This window comes from Natronospirillum operosum, from assembly GCF_004768465.1.
Classification (GTDB): Bacteria; Pseudomonadota; Gammaproteobacteria; order Pseudomonadales; family Natronospirillaceae; genus Natronospirillum; species Natronospirillum operosum.
Window position 1 is genome coordinate 1,031,735 of sequence record NZ_SRMF01000001.1, and the last position, 23,026, is coordinate 1,054,760.

Here is a 23,026-nt window from a genome sequence, read left to right on the forward strand (position 1 = left end):
CGTTGTTCTGGCTGTCCCAACACTGTGTCCGTACACAGTTCATCACAGCAGGGATCAGGAGGAGTATACAGGAAGCACTTCAGATACGGCACGTACAGCCTTGTTTTGCTGACGCTGCTGTGACCCATGATTCGTCCTACAAGCCAATGAGGTCGACCTTATGAAGCGACAGAAACGGAACCCAATGGAAAGAGCCTATCAGCGCGGATACCTGGCTGGACTGGAGGGGCGCTCGAAGTCCCGATGTCCCAAGCCCGATGGCGCTGAACATCAGGAATGGATGAATGGCTGGCGCGAAGGCAGAGAAGATATGTGGAGTGGTTATCAGGGAGCCAGCGCAATCCATAAGGTGAACCGAGTCGTGTACCATCAGATCCATGATGGCTGATTGTTCAGACCCTTGAACCCAAGCAGGCCGCTGCGCGGCCTGCCGCAGTACCCCTAGCGAGCCCCCAGAATGGCCACCTGAGCCTCCCGGATCAGCGCCGGCCCCTGATAGATCAAACCCGAATAGAGCTGCACCAGCTGAGCGCCGGCCTGGACCTTGCGTGCGGCACCTTCGCCCTGGACCACACCACCCACACCGATCACCGGCATGCGGCCCTGCAGATGACCGACCAGATCGGCCAGGGCCCGGGTGCTCAGGTCCAGCAGAGGTGCACCGCTGAGGCCGCCGGCTTCATCGGCATGGGGCTGACCGGCCACCAGGCTGCGTTCCACCGTGGTGTTAGTGGCAATAGCACCATCAACACCACTGTCCAGCAGTGTCTGTGCGACCAGTTCCAGCTCACCGGCGGTCATGTCCGGGGCAATCTTGACCAGCAGTGGCACCCGGCGCTGGTGGCGACCGTCAAGTTGATCGCGCCGTTCAACCAACCGCCCCAGCAAGCGGGCCATGACCTCGCCAAACTGCAACGAGCGCAGGCCCGGCGTGTTCGGAGAAGACAGATTGACGGTGATGTAATCGGCATACGGATGCACCGCCTGCAGACAGGCCAGATAGTCGTCAGCCGCCTGCTCCACCGGAGTGTCGATGTTCTTGCCGATATTGACCCCCACAATGCCCTCGAAAGTGCGGCGCTGCAGATTCTTGACCAGATGGTCGACACCCCTGTTGTTGAACCCCATGCGGTTGATCAGCGCCTCGGCGGCGGGCAGACGAAACAGGCGGGGCGCCGGATTACCGGGCTGCGGTCGTGGCGTCACGGTACCCACTTCGACATGGCCGAAGCCCAGCGCCCCCAAGGCGTCAATATAGTCACCGTTCTTATCCAGACCCGCCGCCAGACCGACTCGATTGGGAAAGGACAGGCCCCACAGGTTGACCGGGTCTGCCGGCACGCGATCCGTGACCAGGCCGGTCAGGCGCAGTCGATGCAGAGCGCCCAGCCAGTCCAGGGTCTGTTCATGAGCCAGTTCCGCATCCAGACGAAACAGCACGGGGCGCAGCAGTGAATACATGGGCGACCGATCCTTCACTTTCCACCGGCGATGCGGGATGCACCGCCGTGGAGCGCATTATAGTGGCTACAGTGAAGCCCGTCACCCGAGGCGGTCAAACAGGCTGCTGCTGCCGCTCCAGCAACGTCTTCAGTTCCGGGATGCAGCTGCCGCAGTTGGTGCCACAGCGCAGGGACTGACCCAGCGCCTGCACCGACCGGCAACCCTGCTCGCCGATTGCACTCTGAATCTCGTTGCGCCCCACCTGATAACAACTGCAGACGATGGGCCCGGGATCCGCTACGCCGCCACTGCGCCCGGCCAGCAGATCCCGTCGATCGGCCGTTTCCAGCTCCGCAGCCAGCAACTGGTCCACCCACTCCGGATTGACTTCCGGCAGCCGGGGCTGCAGCCAGATGACCGCGCTCAGGCGACCGTCCAGAAATGCCGCAACCCGTTCCGTCTCGGCATAGGCATCCACAAAGCTCTGGAACTGGGCCGCCGGCCAGCGCTGCTGCAGCCACTCCCGGCCGGAGAACGCCTCCACCGCTATCTGATAGAGGGTGCCGCCACTCAGGTCACGGCGAATCCAGGCAGGCCAGGGCGGGTCAGCCAGAGCTTGCGGCAACCAGCAGAAACCCTGACGGCTCGGTGTCCAGGGGCTCACACTGACCACCGCATGCTTGAGCTCCGGCTGACCGGATATTGGGTCCACATGGCCTGGCACCAGGCTGCTGGCTACGGCCTGACTGGCATATTGACGCGTCCAGTGGATGGGCACGAAAAGCTCGCCGGGGCGCTGGTCGCGGGTACAGTCAATGCGGGCACAGAATTCACTCGCAGTCTTCCCGTCAGCGCCCGAAGTGCCACTCCCGCGAATACTGACCCAGTCGCCATCCTGCAATTGCTCACGCGCCGCATCATCCGGGTGCATGCTGACCCTGGGCTCACTGATGTGGCTGGTCAGGCGGGCCGCGATACCGGTACGGGTCATGGTGTGCCATTGGTCGCGCAGGCGGCCGGTATTGAGTCGATAGGGTTGCTGCGCGTCCTGGCTCGACTGCGGTGTCCGCGGATGAATGGGTATCAGCCTGGCCCGGCCATTGGGAGTATGGAACTGGCCGTCGGCAAAGAACCGGGGCCGCCCCATGGGCCACTGCGCATTGACCGGCCACTGCAAAGGCGTCAGTGCATCGTATTCGGCTGCGGTGATATCGGCCCAGGCACCCAGATCCAGGTCGCGCTGGCCTTCATTCTCGTAGGCCGTCAGTTGGGCATGCTCGCGGAACACATCCACCGGCTGCCGGTACTGAAAGCGATCGCCCCAGCCCATGGCCGCGGCCACCTGCGACATGATCCACCAGTCGTGGCGGGCCTCGCCGGCGGCCGGCACCAGTGCCCGCTGGCGCGAAATACGGCGTTCGCTGTTGGTCACCGTGCCGTCCTTTTCGCTCCAGCCGGTGGCGGGCAGCCGAATATGAGCCAGATCCAGCGTGTCCGTATGGGCCATGCAGTCCGAGACAATGACCAGATCACACTGCTGCAGCGCCCGCCGCACCCGGTCGGCCTCAGGCATGCTGACCACCGGATTGGTGGCCATTATCCAGACCGCGCGAATCTGCCCCTGCTCGATGTGCTCGAACAGTTCGGTGGCAGTCGCCCCGGGGCCGCTGGCCATACTGGATGCCCCCCAGAAACGCGCCACGCGCTCGACCGCCGCCGGGTCATCCCACTCCATATGCGCCGCCAGCTGATTGGCCAGCCCGCCCACTTCACGGCCACCCATGGCATTGGGCTGACCGGTAATGGAAAACGGTGCTGCACCCGGCTTGCCGATACGACCGGTGGCCAGATGCAGGTTGATGATGGCATTGGCCTTGTCGACCCCACTGGTGGACTGGTTGATGCCCATCGAATAGAAGGTCACGGTGCGCGGCGTTGCCGCCACCCAGCGGAAGAAGGTCTCCACCTGCTCCAGCGTCAGGCCGCACTGTTCGGCTACCGACGCCACCGACGCTGCGGTGCGGCGAGCCATCGAGAGCGTGGCGGTGAGCCCCTCGGTATGCCGGGTCAGGAAATCCTCGTCCAGATGCCCGTGCTCGGCCAACCAGGCCAGCAGACCGTTGAACAGTACTGCATCGGTGCCCGGTCGCAGGGGCAGGTGCAGATCGGCACTGCCGGCGGTGGCGGTGCGTCTGGGATCAATGACCACCATGCGCTTGTCGGGATGTTTCTGCCGTGCCGCCTGCATGCGCTGGAACAGTACCGGATGCGTCCAGGCGGCATTGGAGCCGACCAGAATCAGCAGATCCGCCTGTTCGAGGTCCTCATAGTTGCCGGGCACCGTATCGGTGCCAAAGGCACGCTTGTAGGCCGACACCGCAGAGGACATGCAGAGGCGCGAATTGGTATCGATATTGCCGCTGCCGATAAACCCCTTCATCAGCTTGTTGGCCACATAGTAGTCTTCGGTCAGCAACTGGCCCGATACATAGAAGGCCACGCTGTCCGGCCCGTGCCGCCGAATGGTGTCCTGCAGGCCCTCGGCAACCGCCTGAATGGCCTGTGGCCAGTCGACCCGCTGCCCCCCCACTTCGGGGTGTAGCAGGCGCGCGGAGTGATCCAGCGTCTCGTGCAGGGCCGAACCCTTCACGCACAAGCGCCCCCGATTGGCCGGGTGACCGGGGCTGCCGGCCACGGCGATAACGGCATCGTCCTGCACCGTCGCCTGTACGCCACAGCCGACACCGCAATAGGCACAGGTGGTTTCCTGCTGTCTCTTCATGCGGCCTGCCGACGGTGACTCCGACCTGTCACCGGAACTTCAATCTGTACCGCAGAGCCGAGAAACCGGGCCGGGTAGATCTGCAGCCGATGTTCGGATTCCTCGAGACAGCGTCCGTCCAGCAACGAGAAATGTTGCTTGTACAGCGGCGTGGCCACGACCGGCTCGCCACCGACATCACCCACTATGCCGCGCGCAATCAGGTGCACGCCGGAGATGGGGCAATAGTTGCTGACCGCATACAGGGTATCGTACAGCTCCGGCAGCCAGAACACGGCGACCTGCTGGTCTCCGACCAGAGCACCGACACCGCTGCCCGGTATCAGGTCACTGCGTTTGCCCACGGTCACCCATTCCCGGGCCTGGGCCTTGCCCGCCTGGTGTGCTTCAACTTGCAGAGCTTCTGCCATGATATGTTCTCCTCTCTGTGCGCTGGGCATGCGTATTCAGATATCGACCGACGGAATCAGTCGGGCGCGTTCGGTGTCATTGGCGGGCCGGATCTGCCCGCGTTCTTCCACAAACACCACATTGGGATCGTCCTGATCATTGTTGATCAACTGACGGAAGCGCTTGAGCCGCTCCGGGCTCTCCAGTGTTGTTTTCCACTCGCACTGGTAGTGTTCGATCAGGCGTGCCATCTGGGCATCCAGATCGGCATTGATACCCAGGGAGTCATGCAGGATGACGTCCTTGACGTAATCCAGACCACCCTCCAGATTCTCCAGCCAGCGCGCAGTGCGCTGCAGGCGATCGGCGGTGCGGATATAGAACATCAGGAAGCGATCTATGGTGCGAATCAGCGTCTCGGTATCGAGATCGGTGGCGAACAGGTCGGCATGACGCGGGCGCATGCCGCCATTGCCGGCCACATAGAGGTTCCAGCCCCTTTCGGTGGCGATCACGCCAACATCCTTGCTCTGGGCCTCGGCGCACTCGCGCGTGCAGCCGCTGACGGCAAACTTGAGCTTGTGCGGTGCCCGCACACCCTTGTAGCGGTTCTCCAGATCGATAGCGAGACGCACGCTGTCCTGCACACCGTAGCGACACCAGGTGCTGCCGACACAGCTTTTGACCGTGCGTACCGACTTGCCGTAGGCATGGCCGGTCTCGAAACCGGCATCCACCAGACGCTGCCAGATGGCCGGCAGCTGATTCAGTTTGGCTCCGAACAGATCGATGCGCTGGCCACCGGTGATCTTGGTATACAGGTTGAAGTCGCGCGCCACCTCACCCAGCACGATCAGCCGCTCAGGCGTGATCTCGCCACCGGCCACGCGCGGCACCACGGAGAAGGTGCCGTCCTTCTGCATGTTGGCCAGGAAGGTGTCATTGGTGTCCTGCAGGCCCACATGCTGATCTTCCAGCACATAGTCGTTCCATACCGAAGCCAGAATGGAGGCCACAGTCGGCTTGCAGATATCGCAGCCCAGACCCTGGCCATAGCGTTCCCGCAGGGTCTGAAAATCGCGGATTTCCTCCACCCGGATCAGATGCTCCAGCTCCTGCCGCGAGTAGGCAAAGTGCTCGCAGATATCCGTGCTGACCTCCATGCCCAGCGCCGCCATTTCATGGTCAACCACATCCTTGAGCTGGGCAGCACAGCCGCCGCAGCCCGTGGCCGCCCGCGTAGCCTCTTTCACTTCGCCCAGCGAGGCCTTGCCATCATGAATGCACTGGGTGATGTCGCCCTTGGTGACGTTGTGGCAGGAGCAGATGCTGGCCGTATCCGGCAGTGCATCAATGCCCAGGGCCGGCGCCCCGCCCTCGCTGACTGGCAGAATCAGGCTTTCCGGGTCGGCCGGCAGGTCCAGACCATTGCTGTAATACTGCATCAGGGTGTCGTAGTAGCTGTTGTCCCCGACCAGCATCGCACCCAGCAGACGCCTGCCATCGGCAGAGACTACAAGCTTGCGGTAATGCTGTTTAACTCCATCAAGATAACGGTATAACTTTGTTCCGCTGGATTGATCGCCATGGGCGTCGCCAATGCTGCCCACGTCCACACCCAGCAATTTCAGTTTGGTGCTCATGTCGGCACCGGCAAAGGTCCGTTCGCCTTCGGTCAGGGTGTCCAGCGCCGCCTTGGCCATCTGATAGCCGGGACCAACCAGGCCGAAGATGCTGTTGTTCCACAGGGCCACCTCGCCAATGGCGAGGATGGACGGGTCACTGGTGCGGCACTGGTCGTCGATGACCACTCCGCCCCGCTCACCCATGTCCAGCCCGGCTTCGCGCGCCAGTTCATCACGCGGCCGAATACCGGCCGAAAATACAATGAGGTCGGTTTCCAGCACCTTGTCGTCCTGAAAGACCATGCGATGACGGCTGGCTTCACCATCTTCGATGCGCTGGGTGGCACGACCGGTCAGCACCTGCACGCCCAGCGACTCTATCTTGTCCTGCAGCAGGGCTCCTCCCTCGGCATCAACCTGCATGGGCATCAGGCGCGGAGCGAATTCGACCACAGCCGTATCCAGATTCAGCCCCTTCAGGGCATTGGCCGCTTCCAGGCCCAGCAGACCGCCGCCAACCACCACGCCGGTGGTGGCCTGTTCGGCTTCGGCACGAATCTGATCCAGGTCATCCAGGGTGCGATAGACCAGGCAGCCGGCCCGATCATTGCCGGGAATGGGCGGCACAAACGGATAAGACCCGGTGGCCAGCACCAGATGGTCCCAATTCAGCACTTCGCCGTTATCCAGGCTGACTGTTTTTTGTGCCCGATCAATGGCTGCGGCCCGGGTGCCGAGGCGCAGTTCAAAGCCCCACTCCTGATACTGTACAGCCGTGCCCAAAGCCAGATCCGCAGCCGACTGGCCGCTGAAGTAGTCGGACAGATGCACCCGGTCATAGGCCAGATGCTGTTCTTCACCCAGCACCGTGACCGCAAAGCGCTCACAGGCAGGTGACGCCGCCAGCTGTTCAAGAAAGTGGTGGCCCACCATTCCATTGCCGATGACGATGAGTTCAAGCTTTTGCATGCCAATAGTCCTCTGTCTTGGCAGGCCGGCCTCAGGCCGCTACCTGCTCTGGAATCTCAATTTTCTGTGCCGGCAGCTCGGTGCAGAAGGCGGCCCCGAACACCAGTGTCTGGCGAACAGTGCTGACATCCACCTGGCGCTCGATCAAGTCCTGATAGAACTGCCCATCGCGCACATCGCCGAACAGCACGGCGCCGACCAGGCGGTTGTTACGCAGGATCAGCTTGCGGTATTCGCGGTGGGCCTCGTCACGCCAGACAATCAGATCGTTGGGGTCTTCGGCCTCCACCGCGCCAGCGGAAAACACCGGCACGCCACTGACTTTCAACTGGGTTGACACCGCCGAGCCGGTATAGCTGCCCTGACCGGTCACCAACTGGCGCGCCAGCACCCTGGCCTGCTCGTACAGCGGGGCCACCAGGCCATAGCCGGTGCCTCTGTGTTCGGCGCACTCGCCCAGCGCGCAGATGGCCGCATCACTGGTCTGCAGCCAGTCATTCACCACCACACCGCGGCCAACCTCAAGGCCGGCATCCCGGGCCAGATCGACACGCGGCACTATGCCGATGGCAGGCACCACCACATCGGCGGGCAGACGCTCACCGCTGACCAGATCAACGCGGCAGGCGGCGCCCTCCGGCTCGATAGCAGCGGCCTCGGTGTTCTTCAGGAAACGCACGCCCCGTTGCGCCAGCGCCTCTTCCAGCCAGTCCCCGGCCTGCCGGTCCAGCTGTCGGTTCATCAGCCAGCCTTCGCGGTGGACCAGAGTCACCTCGACACCGCGTCCGGCCAGACCAACCGCGGCCTCCAGACCCAGCAAGCCACCACCCAGTACCACCGCGCGCGACCCCGGCGCCACCGCCAGCAGGCTGCACACATCTTCGACCGTACGGAAGGGGCGTACCTGGGGCAGATCAATGCCCGGCACGTCCGGCAGGCGCGGTGCCGAGCCGGTAGCCAGAAGCAGACGGTCGTAATGCAGAATGTTGCCATCCGCCAGCGTCACTCGCTTGCGGGGGCGATCAATGGTGACCACCCGACCGTGCAGACTCTGGATGTCATGGCGCTCATACCAGTCCGTTGCCACATCCTGCAGACTGTCGATGTCACGCTTTCCGGCCAGTACATCGGACAGACCGATGCGGCTGTAGCCGGGCAAGGCTTCCTCGCCGATGCAGACCAGTTGAACCTGTTCCGGCCGCAGCGCCACGATCTCACGCAACAGGCGCATCGCTACCATGCCATGACCGACTATGATCCATCGTTGCCGCATATCCGCTCCCATCAATTGCAAGACCAAAAAAAAGCGCCCGACCCATGGGTTCCATTACTGAAACCGATGTGTCGAGCGCCTTTGCTCGTCAGTTGCCATGCACCCATAAGGCTGTACATGGCACCTTTGAAATGTCGTCAGCCGGCCGCAGCCCGCTGTGCAGTGCTATTGCACAAGATTTACTGTACAAGACCTTTGCACAAGCTGTGCCAAGGGTGGGTGACGGGTCATGAGGCGGGAGCTGCGGCTCAGAACAGGGCATTGGAGACCCATCCGGTCAGCCGCCGACCAGGCCGACGCACCAACAGCGTGCAAGATGCACCAGAACAAGTCAGGCCGAGAGGCGTTCTATCTGCTCGAAGCGGCCATCCTGATACCAGATGCGAAAGGCGCCCCTGATACCGTCACGGGTAATGAACGGCTGCAGAATGCGTAACGGGAAGGACACACTGCGACCGTCAGCGGCCACAGTGTAGACACTGCGTGCAGAGCCGTCATACAGGCGCTGCAGCTCCTCGGGGGTGATGGCGAAACTGACAATGATGGATTCTTTCATGGGCACTGATCCGTGATCAGTGCCCATGATGCGCCAGGCGAGCTCAGTTTTCCAGCATGGCGCCGCCACTGGTGGACTGCGACAGATCCAGCAGTTCCCGTGTGGCGACGCTGTACATGCTGAACTCCGGTTCACTGGTGGCCAGTATCTCGCGCACAATACGCAGCCAGCGATCCACCAGCGGCTGATGCAGCTGGGTCCAGCGTTCCAGCGTGGCCTCCAGATCACCGCCGTCATCCTCGTTCAACACGCCCCAGGTCAGCCGCTGTTGCTGTTGCTCGAGATCATCGCGCAGGGCCTCACGTGCCATGGCCTGCCAGTGCGTGCCCACCGGCATGGCACTGAGGGCACCGCCGAACTGGTTCAGCGCCAGCTTGTCACCCAGCAGGAAGAAGGTCTGCGCGGCGCGCTCCAGTGACACCTTCAACTGACTGGCCACTCCGATGATGGCGATGCCGTGGTAGAGATGATCACAGGTGGCCAGCCGGGGGGCCACCGCCTGACTGATGCCGGCCTGCATGAAGCTGTCCACCGCCTCATTGTGACGGCTGGCCATGTCCCCCTGCAGGAACTGCGGAATGGCCACTGCCAGCTCGTTGATGGAACCCTGATAGCGCTTGACCAGGGTGGCCACTTCCAGATTGAGCCGATTGTTCTTGATCAGCGTACGGCTGGCGCGGCGCACCATGCGCGACAGCCGGGCCATCATGTCCATCTGCAAGGCGCTGTCCACCCGGTAATCCATCGACTCCACGGCAGCCCACAGCTCCGACATGCCAAAGATATCACGCGCTGCCACGTAGGCCTTGACCACCTCCAGTTCCGAGGCCCCGGTGCTCTCACGCAGGCGGTGCATGAACACGATGCCCATGTGGTTGAACAGGTCGTTGGCCAACTGCGTGGCCACAATTTCGCGCTTCAGGCGGTGATGCTGTATCTGCTCGCCGAACTGCTTGACCAGGGTCCCGGGAAAGGCGGTAAACACCTCCTGTGCCAGATAGTCATCGTCGCCCGCATTCTGGTGAATCAGCGCTTCTTTCAGGTCGCCCTTGCTGTAGGAAATCAGCACACTGAGCTCGGGCCGAACCAGCCCCTGCCCCATGGCCTTGCGCTCGGAGATCTGCTCGTCATCGGGCAGGAACTCCAGCGCCCGATCCAGCTTGCCGTCTGCCTCGAAAGTGCTGATATGGCGCCGATACTCTTCCAGTCGCTGCGCCGCCTCCCGCGCCGCTATGCTGATGGCCTGCGTCTGCCTGTAGTTGTTCGACAGCACCAGACTGGAGACCTCCTCGGTCATCTTGACCAGCCACTGGTTGCGGTGCTTGACGGTCAGATCGCCGCTCTTCACCAGTTCGTCCAGCAGAATCTTGATGTTGACCTCGTGGTCCGAGCAGTCCACGCCACCGGCGTTGTCGATGAAGTCGGTGTAACAGCGTCCGCCCTGCAAGGCGAACTCCACCCGCGCCAGCTGAGTAAAGCCGAGGTTGCCGCCCTCACCCAGCACCCGGGCCCGCAGATCACGGGCATCGACCCGCAGGTTGTCATTGGCCTTGTCACCGACCTCGGCATGGGTCTCGGTCGAGGCCTTGACATAGGTGCCGATGCCGCCGTTCCAGATCAGGTCCACTTCCGCTTTCAGAATCTGACTGATCAGCTCCGTCGGCGTCATCTTGTCCCGCCTGATACCCAGCAGCTTCTTCACTTCCGGGCTCAGATCTATGGACTTGGCATTGCGGCTGAAAATGCCGCCACCCTTGGAAATCAGCTTGCGATCATAGTCGTCCCAGCTGGATCGCGGCAGTTTGAACAGCCGCTCTCGCTCCCTGAACGATTGCTCCGGGTCCGGATCCGGGTCGAAGAAGATGTGCATGTGGTTGAAGGCCGCAACCAGTTTCAGGCAGCGCGAAGACAGCAGCCCGTTGCCGAACACATCACCGGCCATGTCACCAATGCCCACCACCGTGATCGGCGATTCCTGCACATTGATATTCATTTCCCGGAAGTGGCGCTGCACGCTGACCCAGGCACCCCGAGCCGTGATACCCATCTTCTTGTGGTCATAACCATTGGAACCACCGGAGGCAAAGGCATCACCGAGCCAGAAGTTGTAGCCCTGGGCCACTTCGTTGGCAATGTCGGAGAAAGTCGCGGTACCCTTGTCGGCAGCCACTACCAGATAGGGATCATCCTCGTCATGCCGGATAACATCAGTCGGCGGCACCACATCGCCGCCAACCAGGTTGTCGCTGATATCCAGCAGGCCCTGAATAAAGGTCTTGTAGCAGGCTATGCCTTCAGCCATGAAGGCCTCCCGATCCGACGGATCAGGCAACTGCTTGGCCACAAATCCGCCCTTGGCGCCCACCGGCACAATCACCGCATTCTTGACCTGCTGTGCCTTCACCAGCCCCAGCACCTCGGTACGGAAGTCTTCCAGCCGATCCGACCAGCGCAGACCACCCCGCGCTACCTTGCCGCCACGCAGATGCACGCCCTCCACTCTGGGTGAGTAGACGAAAATCTCGTACTGTGGTCGTGGTTTCGGCATGTCCGCAATCACATGCGGGTCCAGCTTGAAACTGATATAGGACTTGCGCCTGCCCTTTTCTTCAGCCTGGTAGAAGTTGGTGCGCAGAGTGGCCTGCATCAGTTCCATGTATTTGCGCAGAATCCGGTCTTCATTGAGGTTTTCCACCTGCTCCAGACCTTCCTCCAGCTTGGCTGTGTACTTGGCCTGCAGCTCGGTGCGCTTCTTGCGCACCGGGTTGAAGCGGGACGAGAACAGGTAGGACAGCATCTCGGTCAGTTGCGGGTGCCGAATCAGGGTGGTGGCAATGTACTCCTGGCTGATACCGAAGCGGATCTGTTTCATGTAATGCGCATAGCCGCGCAGCATGGCGACCTCACGCCAGGTCAGGCGCGAACCGAGAATCAGCTGGTTGTAGGCATCGTTTTCCGCCCGGCCATACCAGATATTGATAAAGGCATCGTGGAAGATCTCCCGCAGCTCGGCCGGTTCCAGATCCGGATCGGCCTGATACAGCAGCGTGAAATCGTAAATGTAGACCCGCTGACCATCTTCCCGCTCAACCGGATAGGGGATCTCGTCTACCACGCGCAGACCGAAGTTCTCCAGCACCGGCACCAGGTCGGACAGCATCAGCTCCGAGTCCTGATGGAAAATCTTCAGCTTGAGGTTGGTCTCCGACGGTTCCTGGCTCAGATAGAAGCTCAGAGTCAGCTGATCTTCCGGATTGGCGAACAGCGACTCCATGCGCTGAATATCGGTCACTGCCACCCGGGCCGAATAGCTTTCCCGATAGCCGGACGGGAAGGCTCTGCGGTAGGCTGCATGCAAATCCACACCCTTTTCCTCACCCAGGGTTTCGGTCAGGGCTTCCGCCAGTTCATCCTCCCAACGGCGGGCCATCTGCACGATCGTGCGTTCCAGGTCGGCCGTATCCAGGGTTTCCTTGAGCGGCGAACTCAGTTTGAACACAAAGCGAATACGCGCCAGCACCGACTCGCTCAGATAGATGCTGAAATCCGAGCCTTCCACATCCATGCGGCTGGCCATCAGTTGCTGGATCTGGGTGCGAATTTCGGTATTGAAGATTTCCCGCGGCAGGTAGACCAGGGCGGTGACAAACTTGCCATAGGGATCGCGCCGGGAGAACACCCGGATCTGCTTGCGCTCCTGAATGGACAGCACCGACATGGTCGTACTGAGCAACTCCTCCACGGTGGACAGAATCAGCTCGTCACGCGGGAAGGTGTGCAGTATCTGCGCCAGCTCCTTGCTGTTGTGGCTGCCTCTGGTAAAGCCCGAGCGGCGCACCACCTCGTCGATCTTGCGCCGCACGATGGGAATGCTGCGCGGCGAGTCATTGTAGACCGCAGAGGTATAGAGCCCGAGGATACGATAGCCGCCGGTTACCTCACCCTTGCTGTTGAATTCCTTGATGATGACATAGTCACTGTAGGCGGGCCGATGCACCGATGAGCGGCGGCCGGACTTGGCAAAGGTGATGATGCGGGGGTCGTAAGCCGAGGCGGCCATCTGATCACCGGACAGATCAATATGCTCCGCCGCGGAACGTCGCGGCTGGCGAAACAGACCGCGCTCGGAATCGGCCACGGTGATGACCTTGTTGTCCCTGATCTCGTAACGGTCACAGGCCAGGAAGGTAAAGTGATCATCCAGCAGCCAATCCAGAAAAACGCGGCTTTCCTCGACTTCCTCTGCCGGCAGGCTGCTTTTGGCCAGCTTCTTTACACCGTCCCGGGCGTGGCTGACAACCTCGGTGATGGCCGGATAGTCATCCACCACCAGATTGACCTCGCTGATGACCCGGAGCAGCTCACGCTCTGTCTGGCGGCGCTCCCTGGCCTGCGAGATATGGTCGATCTCGAAGCACACCAGCAATTCATTGTCAGACGGCCCCGGCGTCGACAGTGACTGGATCTGACCACTGGCCGTGCGCTCGGTCTGGAAATCGCCATAAAACAGACGGTGGATATTGGCGCCCAGGCGATTCAGGGCCAGCCGCGCCGAATCGACGACAAACGGAATATCCCGCGCCAAAATCAGCACGCAGGTATGACCGCTCTTCCACTCGTGTTCTTCGACATTGGGGTTGAAGACCTGCACTCTGGCTGCCTGATCGGACTGGGGCCACTTGTCGACATGCCGCCAGAGACTCACCGTCAGCCCGGCCAGATCCGCCATGTCATAGGCCGCCAGGTCATTATAGGCGGCGTGGTCAAACACTCGATGAATCAGCTCGGCCAGCGTTTTTTTCTGGCCCTCCCTGACGTGTTTCTGCAATCTTTCTTTGAGTGTTTCTACGATGTCCGACTGCGGCGGCAGCTTCTTTGCGGGCATGAGCAGTAGTCCCTTTATACTTTATATTTTCAGATGGATTCAGCCTTCTCTCGGAGCGTCTGTAACTCCGTAATGATAAGGTAACGCATCAGCCGGATTTCGCCAGTGCTTTCCCTGCAATGTCGCATTTGCAATAGACTTGGCGCAGACACAATATTGACCGGCAGCCGCCCCGGCGCCGGGGCAGTCACAGCCATACCGAGGACCCGATGACCTTAAGCAGATTTCAGCAGTTGCAGTCCTATCTGAGCAGTTCCGTCATTGGCCAGGAACAATTGATCGAAGCCCTGTTGCTGGGCCTGCTGACAGATGGCCATGTATTGCTGGAAGGCCCTCCCGGTCTGGCCAAGACACGGGCCGTCAAGGCCCTGGCCCTGGGCGTGCGCGGCGAGTTCCAGCGCATCCAGTTCACGCCGGACCTGCTGCCTTCCGACATTACCGGCGCCGAGATATTCCGTGCCGACCAGCAGTCATTCGAATTTCAGCCCGGCCCCATCTTTGCCAACCTGTTGCTGGCCGACGAAATCAATCGTTCTCCGGCCAAGGTTCAGGCCGCCCTGCTCGAGGGCATGTCGGAGCGCCAGGTATCGGCCGGTCGTGAAACCCGTGCCCTGCCCGACCTGTTCATGGTGGTCGCCACGCAGAACCCGCTGGAGCAGGAAGGCACCTACCCGCTGCCCGAGGCGCAGTTGGACCGCTTTCTGCTGCATGTGCGCATTCGCCATCCAAGCCCGGACACCGAGCGCGCCATATTGCGCCTGACGCGCCACGGCGACCGTCTGCAACCGCCGCCTGCCGACCCCTTGGGCTGGCCCGATATCCAGGCCGCACGCACCGAGGTGGCGCAGATTCATGTCTCGGCGTCCATTGAGGACTACCTGGTCCATCTTGCCGACGCCACCCGTCGCCCGGCTCGCTACAGCAACGAGCTTGCCGACTGGCTGGCCGCCGGTATCAGCCCGCGCGCCACCATTGGGCTGGAGCAGGTGTGTCGGGCCCAGGCCTGGCTGGAAGGTATGGATTTCGTGACCCCGGACCTGGTGCAGCGCCTGTTGCCCCTGGTCTACCGGCACCGGCTCAGTCTGGATTTCCGGGCCCAGGCGCAGGGCGTCAGCATCGACCATGTAATTGATGCCCTGCTGCACGCGGTCCCGGTCAGTTGAGGCTCTGATGCTGAACGGCACCGAAGTCAGTCTGGAGCAACTGCTGCAATTGCAGCAGCCGGCACGGCGCGACCACACGCGCAGCTTCGCACACCTGGTCGGCCTGCGCGAAAGCCGACTTGCCGGCAGTGGTCTGCAGATGCGCGAACTGCGGGCCTACCAGCCGGGTGATGACCTGCGCCATCTGCACTGGCGTGCGACCGCCCGCCTGGGCGAACCTCTGACCCGGGTATTCGAACAGGAAAACGAGCTGACCTGGCTGCTGGTCCTGGCTCTGACCCCGGGCATGTATTTCGGCAGCCGCAGTGCCTACAAATCAGTGCGGGCCATCGAGGCGGCAGCTGCGCTGGGCTGGTCCCGGCATGATGCCGGCGATGCTGTCGGCAGCCTGATCCTGTCACCGCATGGCGTCGAGGTTCTGCGCCCGGCACGCACGCGCCAGCGCTGGCTGGCCCAACTGGATGCCTGGGCACGCCACAGCCGTCTGGTGTACAAACCCGCTCTGGGGCACCAGCAATTTGTGGAGTTCCAGACCGAACTGCAGCGCCTGGCGGTACCCGGCCGGCCACTGGTGATCTTTGGCGACCTGCTGCCACCGCATGACTGGGGCGGCTGTCTGCAGACTCTGGCGCGCAGCCCAGTGACGCTGGTACAACTGCAGGACCCTCTGGAAGCGGACGTGCCCGCCAGCGGCCAGTATCCCGTCAGCGGGCAGGACGGTACCTTCCTGATCCAGGGTTCGCGGCGTACCCGCGAGCGCTATCAGGCAGCCCGTGATGCCTGGTTCGCCAATCTGTCCAGCCAGGTCGACCGCCTGCGCTGCCAATGGGTACGCCTGAGCACCCTGGATGACCCCGCCCACTGGCAGTGGCAGGAAGGACGACCCCAGGAACCTGCTGCCAGCAGTACCAGGGAGCTGTAACGGATGTCGCCGCTTGAACTGCAGGCCCGACTGGCACCCAACCTGGCACCGGACAGCCTGTCCCTGTGGCCGCCGGCTACCGGCTGGACCCTGCTGGTCAGCCTGCTCCTGCTCATCGGGCTGGGCTGGCTGGCCTGGTACAGTTGGCATACACCCTGGTGGCGGCGCCCTGCCCTGCGCCGATTGCAGAGGGCCTATCTGCAGGAGCTGAACCACCTGGTCGCTGACCCCGAACCGGAACTGGCGGCCGGACACTGGCTGCGCAGCCTGGCACGTGACGGCCAGGGCGTGCCGACCCAACTGCCGCCAGCCGCCTTTCTGCACACCTGGCGCCAACTGAGTCCGGCACCGCTGCCACCGGTCGTGGACCAATTGTTGCGCGATATATACCGTGGTCGTGATGTGACCCTGCTGTTGACTACACATCACGCAGAACTGGAACACCTATGTCTGAACTGTCTGCACTTACATTCGCCTGGCCTTGGCTGATCATCCTGCTGCCCCTGATCTGGGTGGTCTGGTGGTGGCTGCCGGCAGGCCCGCAGTCGGCGCCCCGCGTGCCCTTTGCGGAAGCCTGGCGCAGTGCGGCAGGCGCCGCCTCCTGGCACCAGATGCTGACGCCCCGCAGCCTGATCCTGCTGCTGGTCTGGCTGTGTCTGGTACTGGCCGCCATGCGACCTCAGGTGCCGGGCGAGCGGGATGATATTCTGCTGTCGGGACGCCAGATGATGCTGTTGGTCGACCTGTCGCTGAGCATGTCGATCAACGACATGCGGGTGAACGGTCAGCAGACCGACCGCCTGACCGCAGTCAAGCACATTCTGGAAGACTTCATTCCCGGCCGCCAGGGTGACCAGATTGGCCTGATCGTGTTTGGTAGTCAGGCCTATGTTCATGTACCCGTCACACCCGACCTGGCCATGCTGACCCAGTTGGTTGACGAAATGGAAATCGGCATGGCCGGCCCACGCACGGCACTGGGCGAAGCCCTGGCACTCGGGGTCATGCACCTGGATGAAACCCGGGAAGCCAGGGCAGATGATGAGCGGGTGATCATACTGTTGTCGGATGGCGCGCAGACGATCGGCAATGTCTTCCCCCGTGAAGCCGGCATCTTTGCGCGTGATCACAACATCACCATTCATGCCATCGGTTTCGGCAGCGATGATGGCGGCCCGGGCGGCAGCCCCTCCGATATCGACGAACCGGCTCTGATCGCCATCGCCGAGACCACCGGCGGGCAATACTTCCGCGCCCGCACCAGCACCGACCTCAGCGCCATCTATGCGGCCATTGATGAACTGGAACCCACTGACAGCCAGCAGCGTTTTGTGCGTCACGCCAGGGATGTATTCTACTGGCCGGCGGGCCTGGCCCTGGTTCTGCTGCTGGGCATGGGCTGGCTGCCGTCGCTGTGGCCCCGGGGCCGGAAGGAGGTACCATGACACTACTGCGACCCGAATGGCTGCTGCTCTGGCCGCTGGTCATATGGCAGGTCTGGCGCTGGCACAGGGGCACCGGGCAGCAGTGGCAGCAGCATATCGATGCCCCGTTGCTGAGTGCACTGATGCAACAGGCCGGTGGCCTGCGTACCCGCTGGCTGCGCCGCACCGGGCTCGGAGCCCTGCTGTTGCTGCCGCTGGCCCTGGCCGGGCCGGCTCTGGAGCGGCCCACTGACGACGGACTGCAGGAGCGACCGGTCGTCATCATACTGGATCAGTCCCCGACCATGCTGGCGCGCGACATCCCGCCCAACCGGCATACCCGGGCCCGGCAGAAGGTTCAGGACTGGATGGAAGCGCACCCCGGTCGGCCCATGGCACTGGTCACCTACTCCGGCAGTGCCCATGTGGTCACCCCGCTGACCTTCGACCACCATGCCGTCGACACCCTGCTGCGCCAGTTGGACCCGGAAATCATGCCGCGCCCGGGCAATCATCCGGTCGCTGCGCTGACGCTGGCCAACGACCTGCTGGGCGACCAGGCTGGCGACATTCTCTGGCTCACGGCGGCGCTGTCGGCGGAGCAACGTACCCGCCTGCCGGAACTGTCCGCCAGCCAACGACAACTGGGCATCATTGCCGTGAGCACCGACATCGGCGGCCCACTGCTGCGCCAGGACGGCACGCCAGTGCGCGATGGCACCGGCAATCCGGTCGAGCATGCGCTGGACCCTACCGAGTTTTCGATACTGGCCGATGCCGGCAATATCCGCTGGCATACTCTGACCGCAGATGATACTGATTGGCAGTCCGTGCTGCCGCCCAGCCCACTGGCCGAAGGTACAGGCAGTGAAGACAGCACCGTTACCGTTGATCTCGGTCTGTATCTGCTGCTGGCCCTGCTGCCCGGGCTGGCGTTGCTGTTCGGTCGCGGCCAGTTGGCGGTGGTATTGCTCGCTCTGGGCCTCTGGCTGCCGGCGCCGCCGGTAAGCGCCGAGCCCGCCGACTGGTTTCGCAGTCCGGACCAGCAGGGCGCCACCCGCCTGCCGACCGATCCGGAAGCGGCCATGCACCTGTTTCACAGTCGGGACTGGCAGATCTACGCAGCCCTGGAAGCTGGCGCCTGGCAACAGGCACTCCAATGGCTGGGCAGCCCTGAAACTGCGCGCGACCATTATCATCGGGGTAATGCACTGGTGCATCTGGAGCGCTATGAAGAGGCTCTGGAAGCTTACGAGGCCGCACTGGAACAGGAACCGGACTTCGAGGAAGCCGAACACAATCGTGATCTGGTAGAGGCCTTTCTACAGCAGCAGGCAGAAGCCGGCGGGGCCGAACAGGATTCACCGCAGGTCCCGGCCCAGCCCGGCGACGGCAGCGCCCGTGCGGGTGACGGCGCGCCCACGCAGCCAGGTGATGGCAGTGGTGACGCCGGCGCCGCAGACGATGGCGCCCAGGCGCTGGAGGACAGTATCCGCCGGCGCATGCCGGAAACAGACGCCAGCCTGCTGCAACGCAAGTTCCGCCACCAGTACGAAGCGGACCCCGACAACATTGATGACACAGGACCCGTATGGTGAGCCCGGCAACTGTTCACCCCAACCTCGGCAGGCCAGCCTGTCTGTGGTCTGTGCTGATGGTGCTGAGCCTGCTGCTCGGCCTGTACCTGACGGTCATACCGGCCACGGCGCAGACCACGGATGCGCTGGCCAGCGTCAACCGCACCACAGTGGTAGAGGGCAGCACCCTGACCCTCAGGGTGCGCACCCGAGTGGACAATCACGAGCTCAACCTGGCACCGCTGCTGCGTGATTTCGAGGTCATAGATCAGCGCTCATCCACCAACAATCCCGCGCTGCATGAGGCTCTGGGCCGCGACTTTCAGGAATGGGAAATCACCCTGCGCCCACGTCAGACCGGCCACCTGACCATCCCCGCGCTGCAGGTCGGCACAGCCCGCACGCACCCCATCGAGATCACGGTACTGGCCGTCAGTCCGGAACAGCGGGCCGTCATGGACCGCAATGTGGAACTGGATGTGGCGGTCAGCAATCGTCGGCCCTATGTGGGCGAATCGATACGGGTCACGCTGACGCTTTATTACAACGTCAGCGTCAACGGCGCCTTTGCCGACGTCACCCCGGAGGACAGCGAATGGACCGCGCTGGGTGACGCTCTGACGGGTGAAACACAGCGCGCCGGCAATACCTACAGCTACACCCGCTTCCACTATCTGTATACGCCGCTCTCGCCGGGAGAACGCGAGCTGCCGACGTTCCGGTTCGAGGGCGACTATCGAACCCACAGTCTGGCCCCGCGCCAGCCACTGCGCGATGTGCGCAGTGACCCAGTGGCGCTGGAAGTCAGGCCGGTACCGGCAGAGTTCCCTGGCAACCATGCCTGGCTGCCGGCGCGTGATCTGACCCTCACCCAGACCTGGTCCGGGGTAACCGACAACCCGCAGGTCGGAGACCAGTTCACGCGCCATACCCGTGTGCAGGCCACGGGGCCCGATGGCGCCCGTCTGCCCCGGCCGGCCGAAGCGGACAGCCTGCCGGCTTCGGTGCGGCGCTATGAGGGTTCCGCGCGCGCAGAGGAAAATCTGGATGCAGAGCAACGGGTCAGCACCCGCCACGACGAGGTGGCCTACCTGCTGCGCCAGCCCGGCAGCCTGGAGTTGCCGGCGCTGCGCATTCCGTGGTGGGACCTGGACACGGACTCACTGCGCTGGGCAGAAGCGCCGGGACGCAGTCTGGATATCGCCCCCGGGCCGTTGCAGCCAACACCCGATCTGGTCGAGCCGGAACCCGCAGCGGAGGTGGCAGACGATGCTGGCCCCGGCCTGACGAGCCGGATCATCATGGCGGCCGCCGGATTCCTGGTTGCACTCGCGCTGGGGTGGCTGCTTCATCGGTCAGGCCGTCGACTGTGGCAGCGAATCGCGCACTGGTGGGCAAGGCGATCCGCCAACCCGGACAGGCCCTCCAGGCCTGCCCGCGCCAGTGAAACAAAAGCTGAACCACGGGTAAGAACAGCCCGCAAGACTGCTGCGGGAGCGTCCGCCAAGCAGCCGCGCCGGGCCAGACGACCGTCAGCGGCTCCGGCCTGGATCCAGGCCGTGCGTCAGGCCACCGACCAGCAGGACTGGGCGCGCCTGCTGGGCCTGCTGGCGGAGCACCGGGACCAGACAGGCTGGCCGGATCTGGAGCGGATGGCCCGGATATCGGGCCAGCAGGAAGTGCCGACCCTGGTCAGGGATACCCAGGCCATGCAGTATGGTCGCCCGGAGCAGCAACCGGACCCGGTCGCACTGGGCGAGCGCTGGCTGCGCTGCCTCGATCAATGGCCGCAAGCCGGACCCGGACAGACCGACAATGCCGGTCCGGACCGGTTGTATCCCGACTGAACGGGCGACTGTTCAGACAGTGCCAGCCAGATGATCCAGCACAGCCGCCGAGGCGACCATGCCAAAGGTGGCCGTCACGGCCATGGAGGCACCAAACCCGCCCGCGCAGTTCATCCGTGTGCCGCCATCAAAGTGCTTGCTGGCACAGACACTGCCGTCCGGCTGCGGGTATACCAGAGGCTCTTCGGACCAGATACAGGGCACGCCCATCTTGTTGCGCCCGCGCTGGTCCCCTCTGGGATAGCCGTGCTCACGCCGCAGCCACTGGCGCACCCTGGCCGCCAACGGGTCCTGCGTGGCCTGCGCCAGGTCACCGCGTCGAATACGCGTCGGGTCCCTCTGGCCGCCGGCGCCACCGGTCATCACAAAAGGCGTGCCCGCCGCTTTCAGCGCCAGGATCAACGCCACCTTGACCGCCACACTGTCGATGGCATCCACGACGAAGTCATGCGCCATCAGGTCGGTTTCAGCCAGATTGTCGACAGTCACAAAGGCCTGCCGGGCGTTTACAGTCAGCTCCGGGTTGATGGCCCGACAGCGCTCGGCCAGCACATCGACCTTGAACTGACCCAGCGTATCCCGGGTAGTGTGCAGTTGACGATTGGTATTGGAAACACAGACATCATCCATATCCCACAGTGTCAGCTCGCCGATCCCGGAACGGGCCAGGGCTTCCACTGCCCAGGAGCCGACACCGCCTACTCCAACAACAGCCACCCGGGCGTGCCGAAAACGCTCCAGAGCAACAGCGCCATACAGGCGACCGACGCCGCCAAAGCGGTCCAGATAAGGGTCAGGCACCGGCATCTGATCGTCAAGTGACAGAGAGGTCGTCATTGTCTTCAGAGAAACTCCAGGACATTGATATCTTTCGGCAGGGCCGAGGCCTCGAGCACTTCGAGAATGCTGTCGCCCGCATAGGGTTCGGCCAGATCCAGGTCTTCTGCCCCCAGGCGCTGCCCCCGTTCCGGATCATACATCAACCGGACCACTGGGGACTTCTGCTTGATGCGGTTGGATGATACCACGACGCCGATGCGGCCGCTTTTCAGCGCCACCACCGACCCCACCGGATAGATACTCAGACAGCGGATCAGTTGATAGACCATTTCCTTGTCCAGATCATGTTCCGTCAGGTCTACCAGGCGACGCATGGCCACTGCCGGCGATACACCCTTGTGGTAAACCCGATCCGCCGTGATGGCATCATAGACATCGCAGACTGCGGCCATGCGTGCATAGTGGTCGAGTTCAGTGCTGTCCAGGCCCAGAGGATAACCGGCGCCATTGAGACGTTCATGGTGCTGGCGGCAGATACAGAGCACGATGGGATCGATGTCACCCAGTGACCTGAGGTATTCGTACCCGTAGTCGACATGGCGCTTCATTTCTTCCCATTCTTCGGGGTCCAGCTTGCCGGGCTTGTTGAGAATCGCATCCGGCACCAGAATTTTGCCGATATCATGCAACATGCCACCTGCGATCAACTTGCGAATCACATCCTGATCATAGTGCAGAGACTTGCCCAGCAGTCCAAGCAGCACGCCGACATTCAGGCTGTGCTCCAGCAGGTAGGCATCCTTCTCCCGAATACGGGCCAGGCAGGCAAAGCCATTCTCGTTCCTGAACAGTGAACCCATGATGCTATCGGCCACATCGTCCACTTCACTGATATCGATGGTTTCGCCCGCGCGCACCCGTTCCATGACGCTGTCGACCAGTTGCAGGCCTCGGCTGTGTACCTCGCCGGCCTGCACGCGCTCGGTTGCCAGCGTCACCGAGGGTGCAGCGACACCGGACTGCTCCTGCTGACGGGCGATGACGGCTTCGGGTTCAGCCTCGGGCCGGACTTCTACGCCACTGGTGTTCGCAAAGCCCTCCGTCGCTGTTTCACCTCTCACCGCCGCCAGTTCCTCCGCTGTCGGCTGACGGGCTTCCGGGCCATCCAGACCGCGCTCGGTATCGATAAATACCTCGCTGATGCCCAGACGCCGAATCTTGTCGATGGTGCCCTGGTGCGTCAGCATGCCAGAGCGGGATTTGTTGCGACTGGGCACCCAGCGGGCATTCTCTTCCGAGATATACATGCCAACCCGCAGCGCTGTTACAGCAATAATCTTGATCACCTACCGCCCTCTGTCAGTCAACAAGACATCCGCACTACTGGTCC

16 protein-coding genes are annotated in these 23,026 nt (G+C 62.7%); 7 read left to right on the top strand and 9 right to left on the bottom strand.

Features of this window, described 5'->3' with window-relative positions; genetic code table 11:
- Positions 1-160: 160 nt before the first annotated feature.
- Positions 161-388 carry a ribosome modulation factor gene (rmf, locus tag E4656_RS04820; protein WP_135481649.1) on the top strand — a complete coding sequence of 76 codons (228 nt, stop codon included), beginning with the start codon at positions 161-163 and terminating at the stop codon, positions 386-388.
- 53 nt (positions 389-441) lie between these two features.
- Here the strand turns inward: rmf and E4656_RS04825 are convergent, their stop codons facing one another.
- The 7 genes from E4656_RS04825 to E4656_RS04855 form a co-directional block, all read right to left on the bottom strand.
- A complete protein-coding gene (locus tag E4656_RS04825) occupies positions 442-1,461 on the bottom strand; it encodes a quinone-dependent dihydroorotate dehydrogenase (RefSeq protein ID WP_135481651.1) in 1,020 nt (339 codons plus the stop codon).
- 94 nt (positions 1,462-1,555) lie between these two features.
- Positions 1,556-4,225, bottom strand: coding sequence for a nitrate reductase (locus tag E4656_RS04830; protein WP_135481653.1), 2,670 nt, complete (start codon positions 4,223-4,225; stop codon positions 1,556-1,558).
- The gene (nirD, locus tag E4656_RS04835) at positions 4,222-4,635 is read right to left on the bottom strand and encodes a nitrite reductase small subunit NirD (RefSeq protein WP_205849094.1); all 414 of its coding nucleotides are present in this window, start codon (positions 4,633-4,635) and stop codon (positions 4,222-4,224) included. Before nirD ends, E4656_RS04830 begins: the two co-directional genes overlap by 4 nt.
- Before the next feature lie 36 nt (positions 4,636-4,671).
- Positions 4,672-7,209: a nitrite reductase large subunit NirB gene (gene nirB / locus E4656_RS04840; RefSeq protein WP_135481657.1), complete on the bottom strand. Its 2,538-nt coding sequence runs from the start codon at positions 7,207-7,209 to the stop codon at positions 4,672-4,674.
- Between the two features lie 31 nt (positions 7,210-7,240).
- Positions 7,241-8,482, bottom strand: coding sequence for an NAD(P)/FAD-dependent oxidoreductase (locus E4656_RS04845; RefSeq protein ID WP_167855938.1), 1,242 nt, complete (start codon positions 8,480-8,482; stop codon positions 7,241-7,243).
- Between the two features lie 331 nt (positions 8,483-8,813).
- Entirely contained in the window at positions 8,814-9,038 is a 225-nt protein-coding gene (locus E4656_RS04850; protein WP_135481660.1) for a DUF2835 family protein, read from the bottom strand.
- Between the two features lie 43 nt (positions 9,039-9,081).
- Positions 9,082-13,923, bottom strand: coding sequence for an NAD-glutamate dehydrogenase (locus E4656_RS04855; protein ID WP_135481662.1), 4,842 nt, complete (start codon positions 13,921-13,923; stop codon positions 9,082-9,084).
- Between the two features lie 209 nt (positions 13,924-14,132).
- On the opposite strand from E4656_RS04855, the gene E4656_RS04860 reads away from it, so the two are divergent.
- The 6 genes from E4656_RS04860 to E4656_RS04885 are packed head-to-tail and all read left to right on the top strand — an operon-like array spanning position 14,133 to position 20,856.
- Positions 14,133-15,086, top strand: a complete 954-nt coding sequence (locus E4656_RS04860; RefSeq protein WP_135481664.1) for an AAA family ATPase — start codon at positions 14,133-14,135, stop codon at positions 15,084-15,086.
- A 7-nt stretch (positions 15,087-15,093) separates the two neighbouring features.
- Positions 15,094-16,008 carry a DUF58 domain-containing protein gene (locus E4656_RS04865; protein ID WP_167855939.1) on the top strand — a complete coding sequence of 305 codons (915 nt, stop codon included), beginning with the start codon at positions 15,094-15,096 and terminating at the stop codon, positions 16,006-16,008.
- Between the two features lie 3 nt (positions 16,009-16,011).
- Entirely contained in the window at positions 16,012-16,497 is a 486-nt protein-coding gene (locus E4656_RS04870; protein WP_135481667.1) for a DUF4381 family protein, read from the top strand.
- On the top strand, positions 16,455-17,453 hold the full coding sequence (locus tag E4656_RS04875) for a VWA domain-containing protein (RefSeq protein WP_135481669.1): 999 nt from the start codon (positions 16,455-16,457) through the stop codon (positions 17,451-17,453). Before E4656_RS04870 ends, E4656_RS04875 begins: the two co-directional genes overlap by 43 nt.
- Positions 17,450-19,030, top strand: a complete 1,581-nt coding sequence (locus tag E4656_RS04880) for a vWA domain-containing protein (protein ID WP_135481671.1) — start codon at positions 17,450-17,452, stop codon at positions 19,028-19,030. Before E4656_RS04875 ends, E4656_RS04880 begins: the two co-directional genes overlap by 4 nt.
- Positions 19,027-20,856 (top strand): BatD family protein, encoded by a 1,830-nt coding sequence (locus E4656_RS04885; RefSeq protein ID WP_167855940.1) that lies wholly within the window; start codon positions 19,027-19,029, stop codon positions 20,854-20,856. The genes E4656_RS04880 and E4656_RS04885 overlap by 4 nt, the downstream gene beginning before the upstream one ends.
- Positions 20,857-20,868: 12 nt before the next feature.
- Here the strand turns inward: E4656_RS04885 and tcdA are convergent, their stop codons facing one another.
- Together tcdA and E4656_RS04895 are read right to left on the bottom strand one after the other, a co-directional pair.
- The gene (gene tcdA, locus E4656_RS04890) at positions 20,869-21,693 is read right to left on the bottom strand and encodes a tRNA cyclic N6-threonylcarbamoyladenosine(37) synthase TcdA (RefSeq protein ID WP_240753894.1); all 825 of its coding nucleotides are present in this window, start codon (positions 21,691-21,693) and stop codon (positions 20,869-20,871) included.
- 5 nt (positions 21,694-21,698) lie between these two features.
- A complete protein-coding gene (locus E4656_RS04895) occupies positions 21,699-22,982 on the bottom strand; it encodes a cyclic di-GMP phosphodiesterase (protein ID WP_135481674.1) in 1,284 nt (427 codons plus the stop codon).
- Between the last annotated feature and the right edge of the window lie 44 nt (positions 22,983-23,026).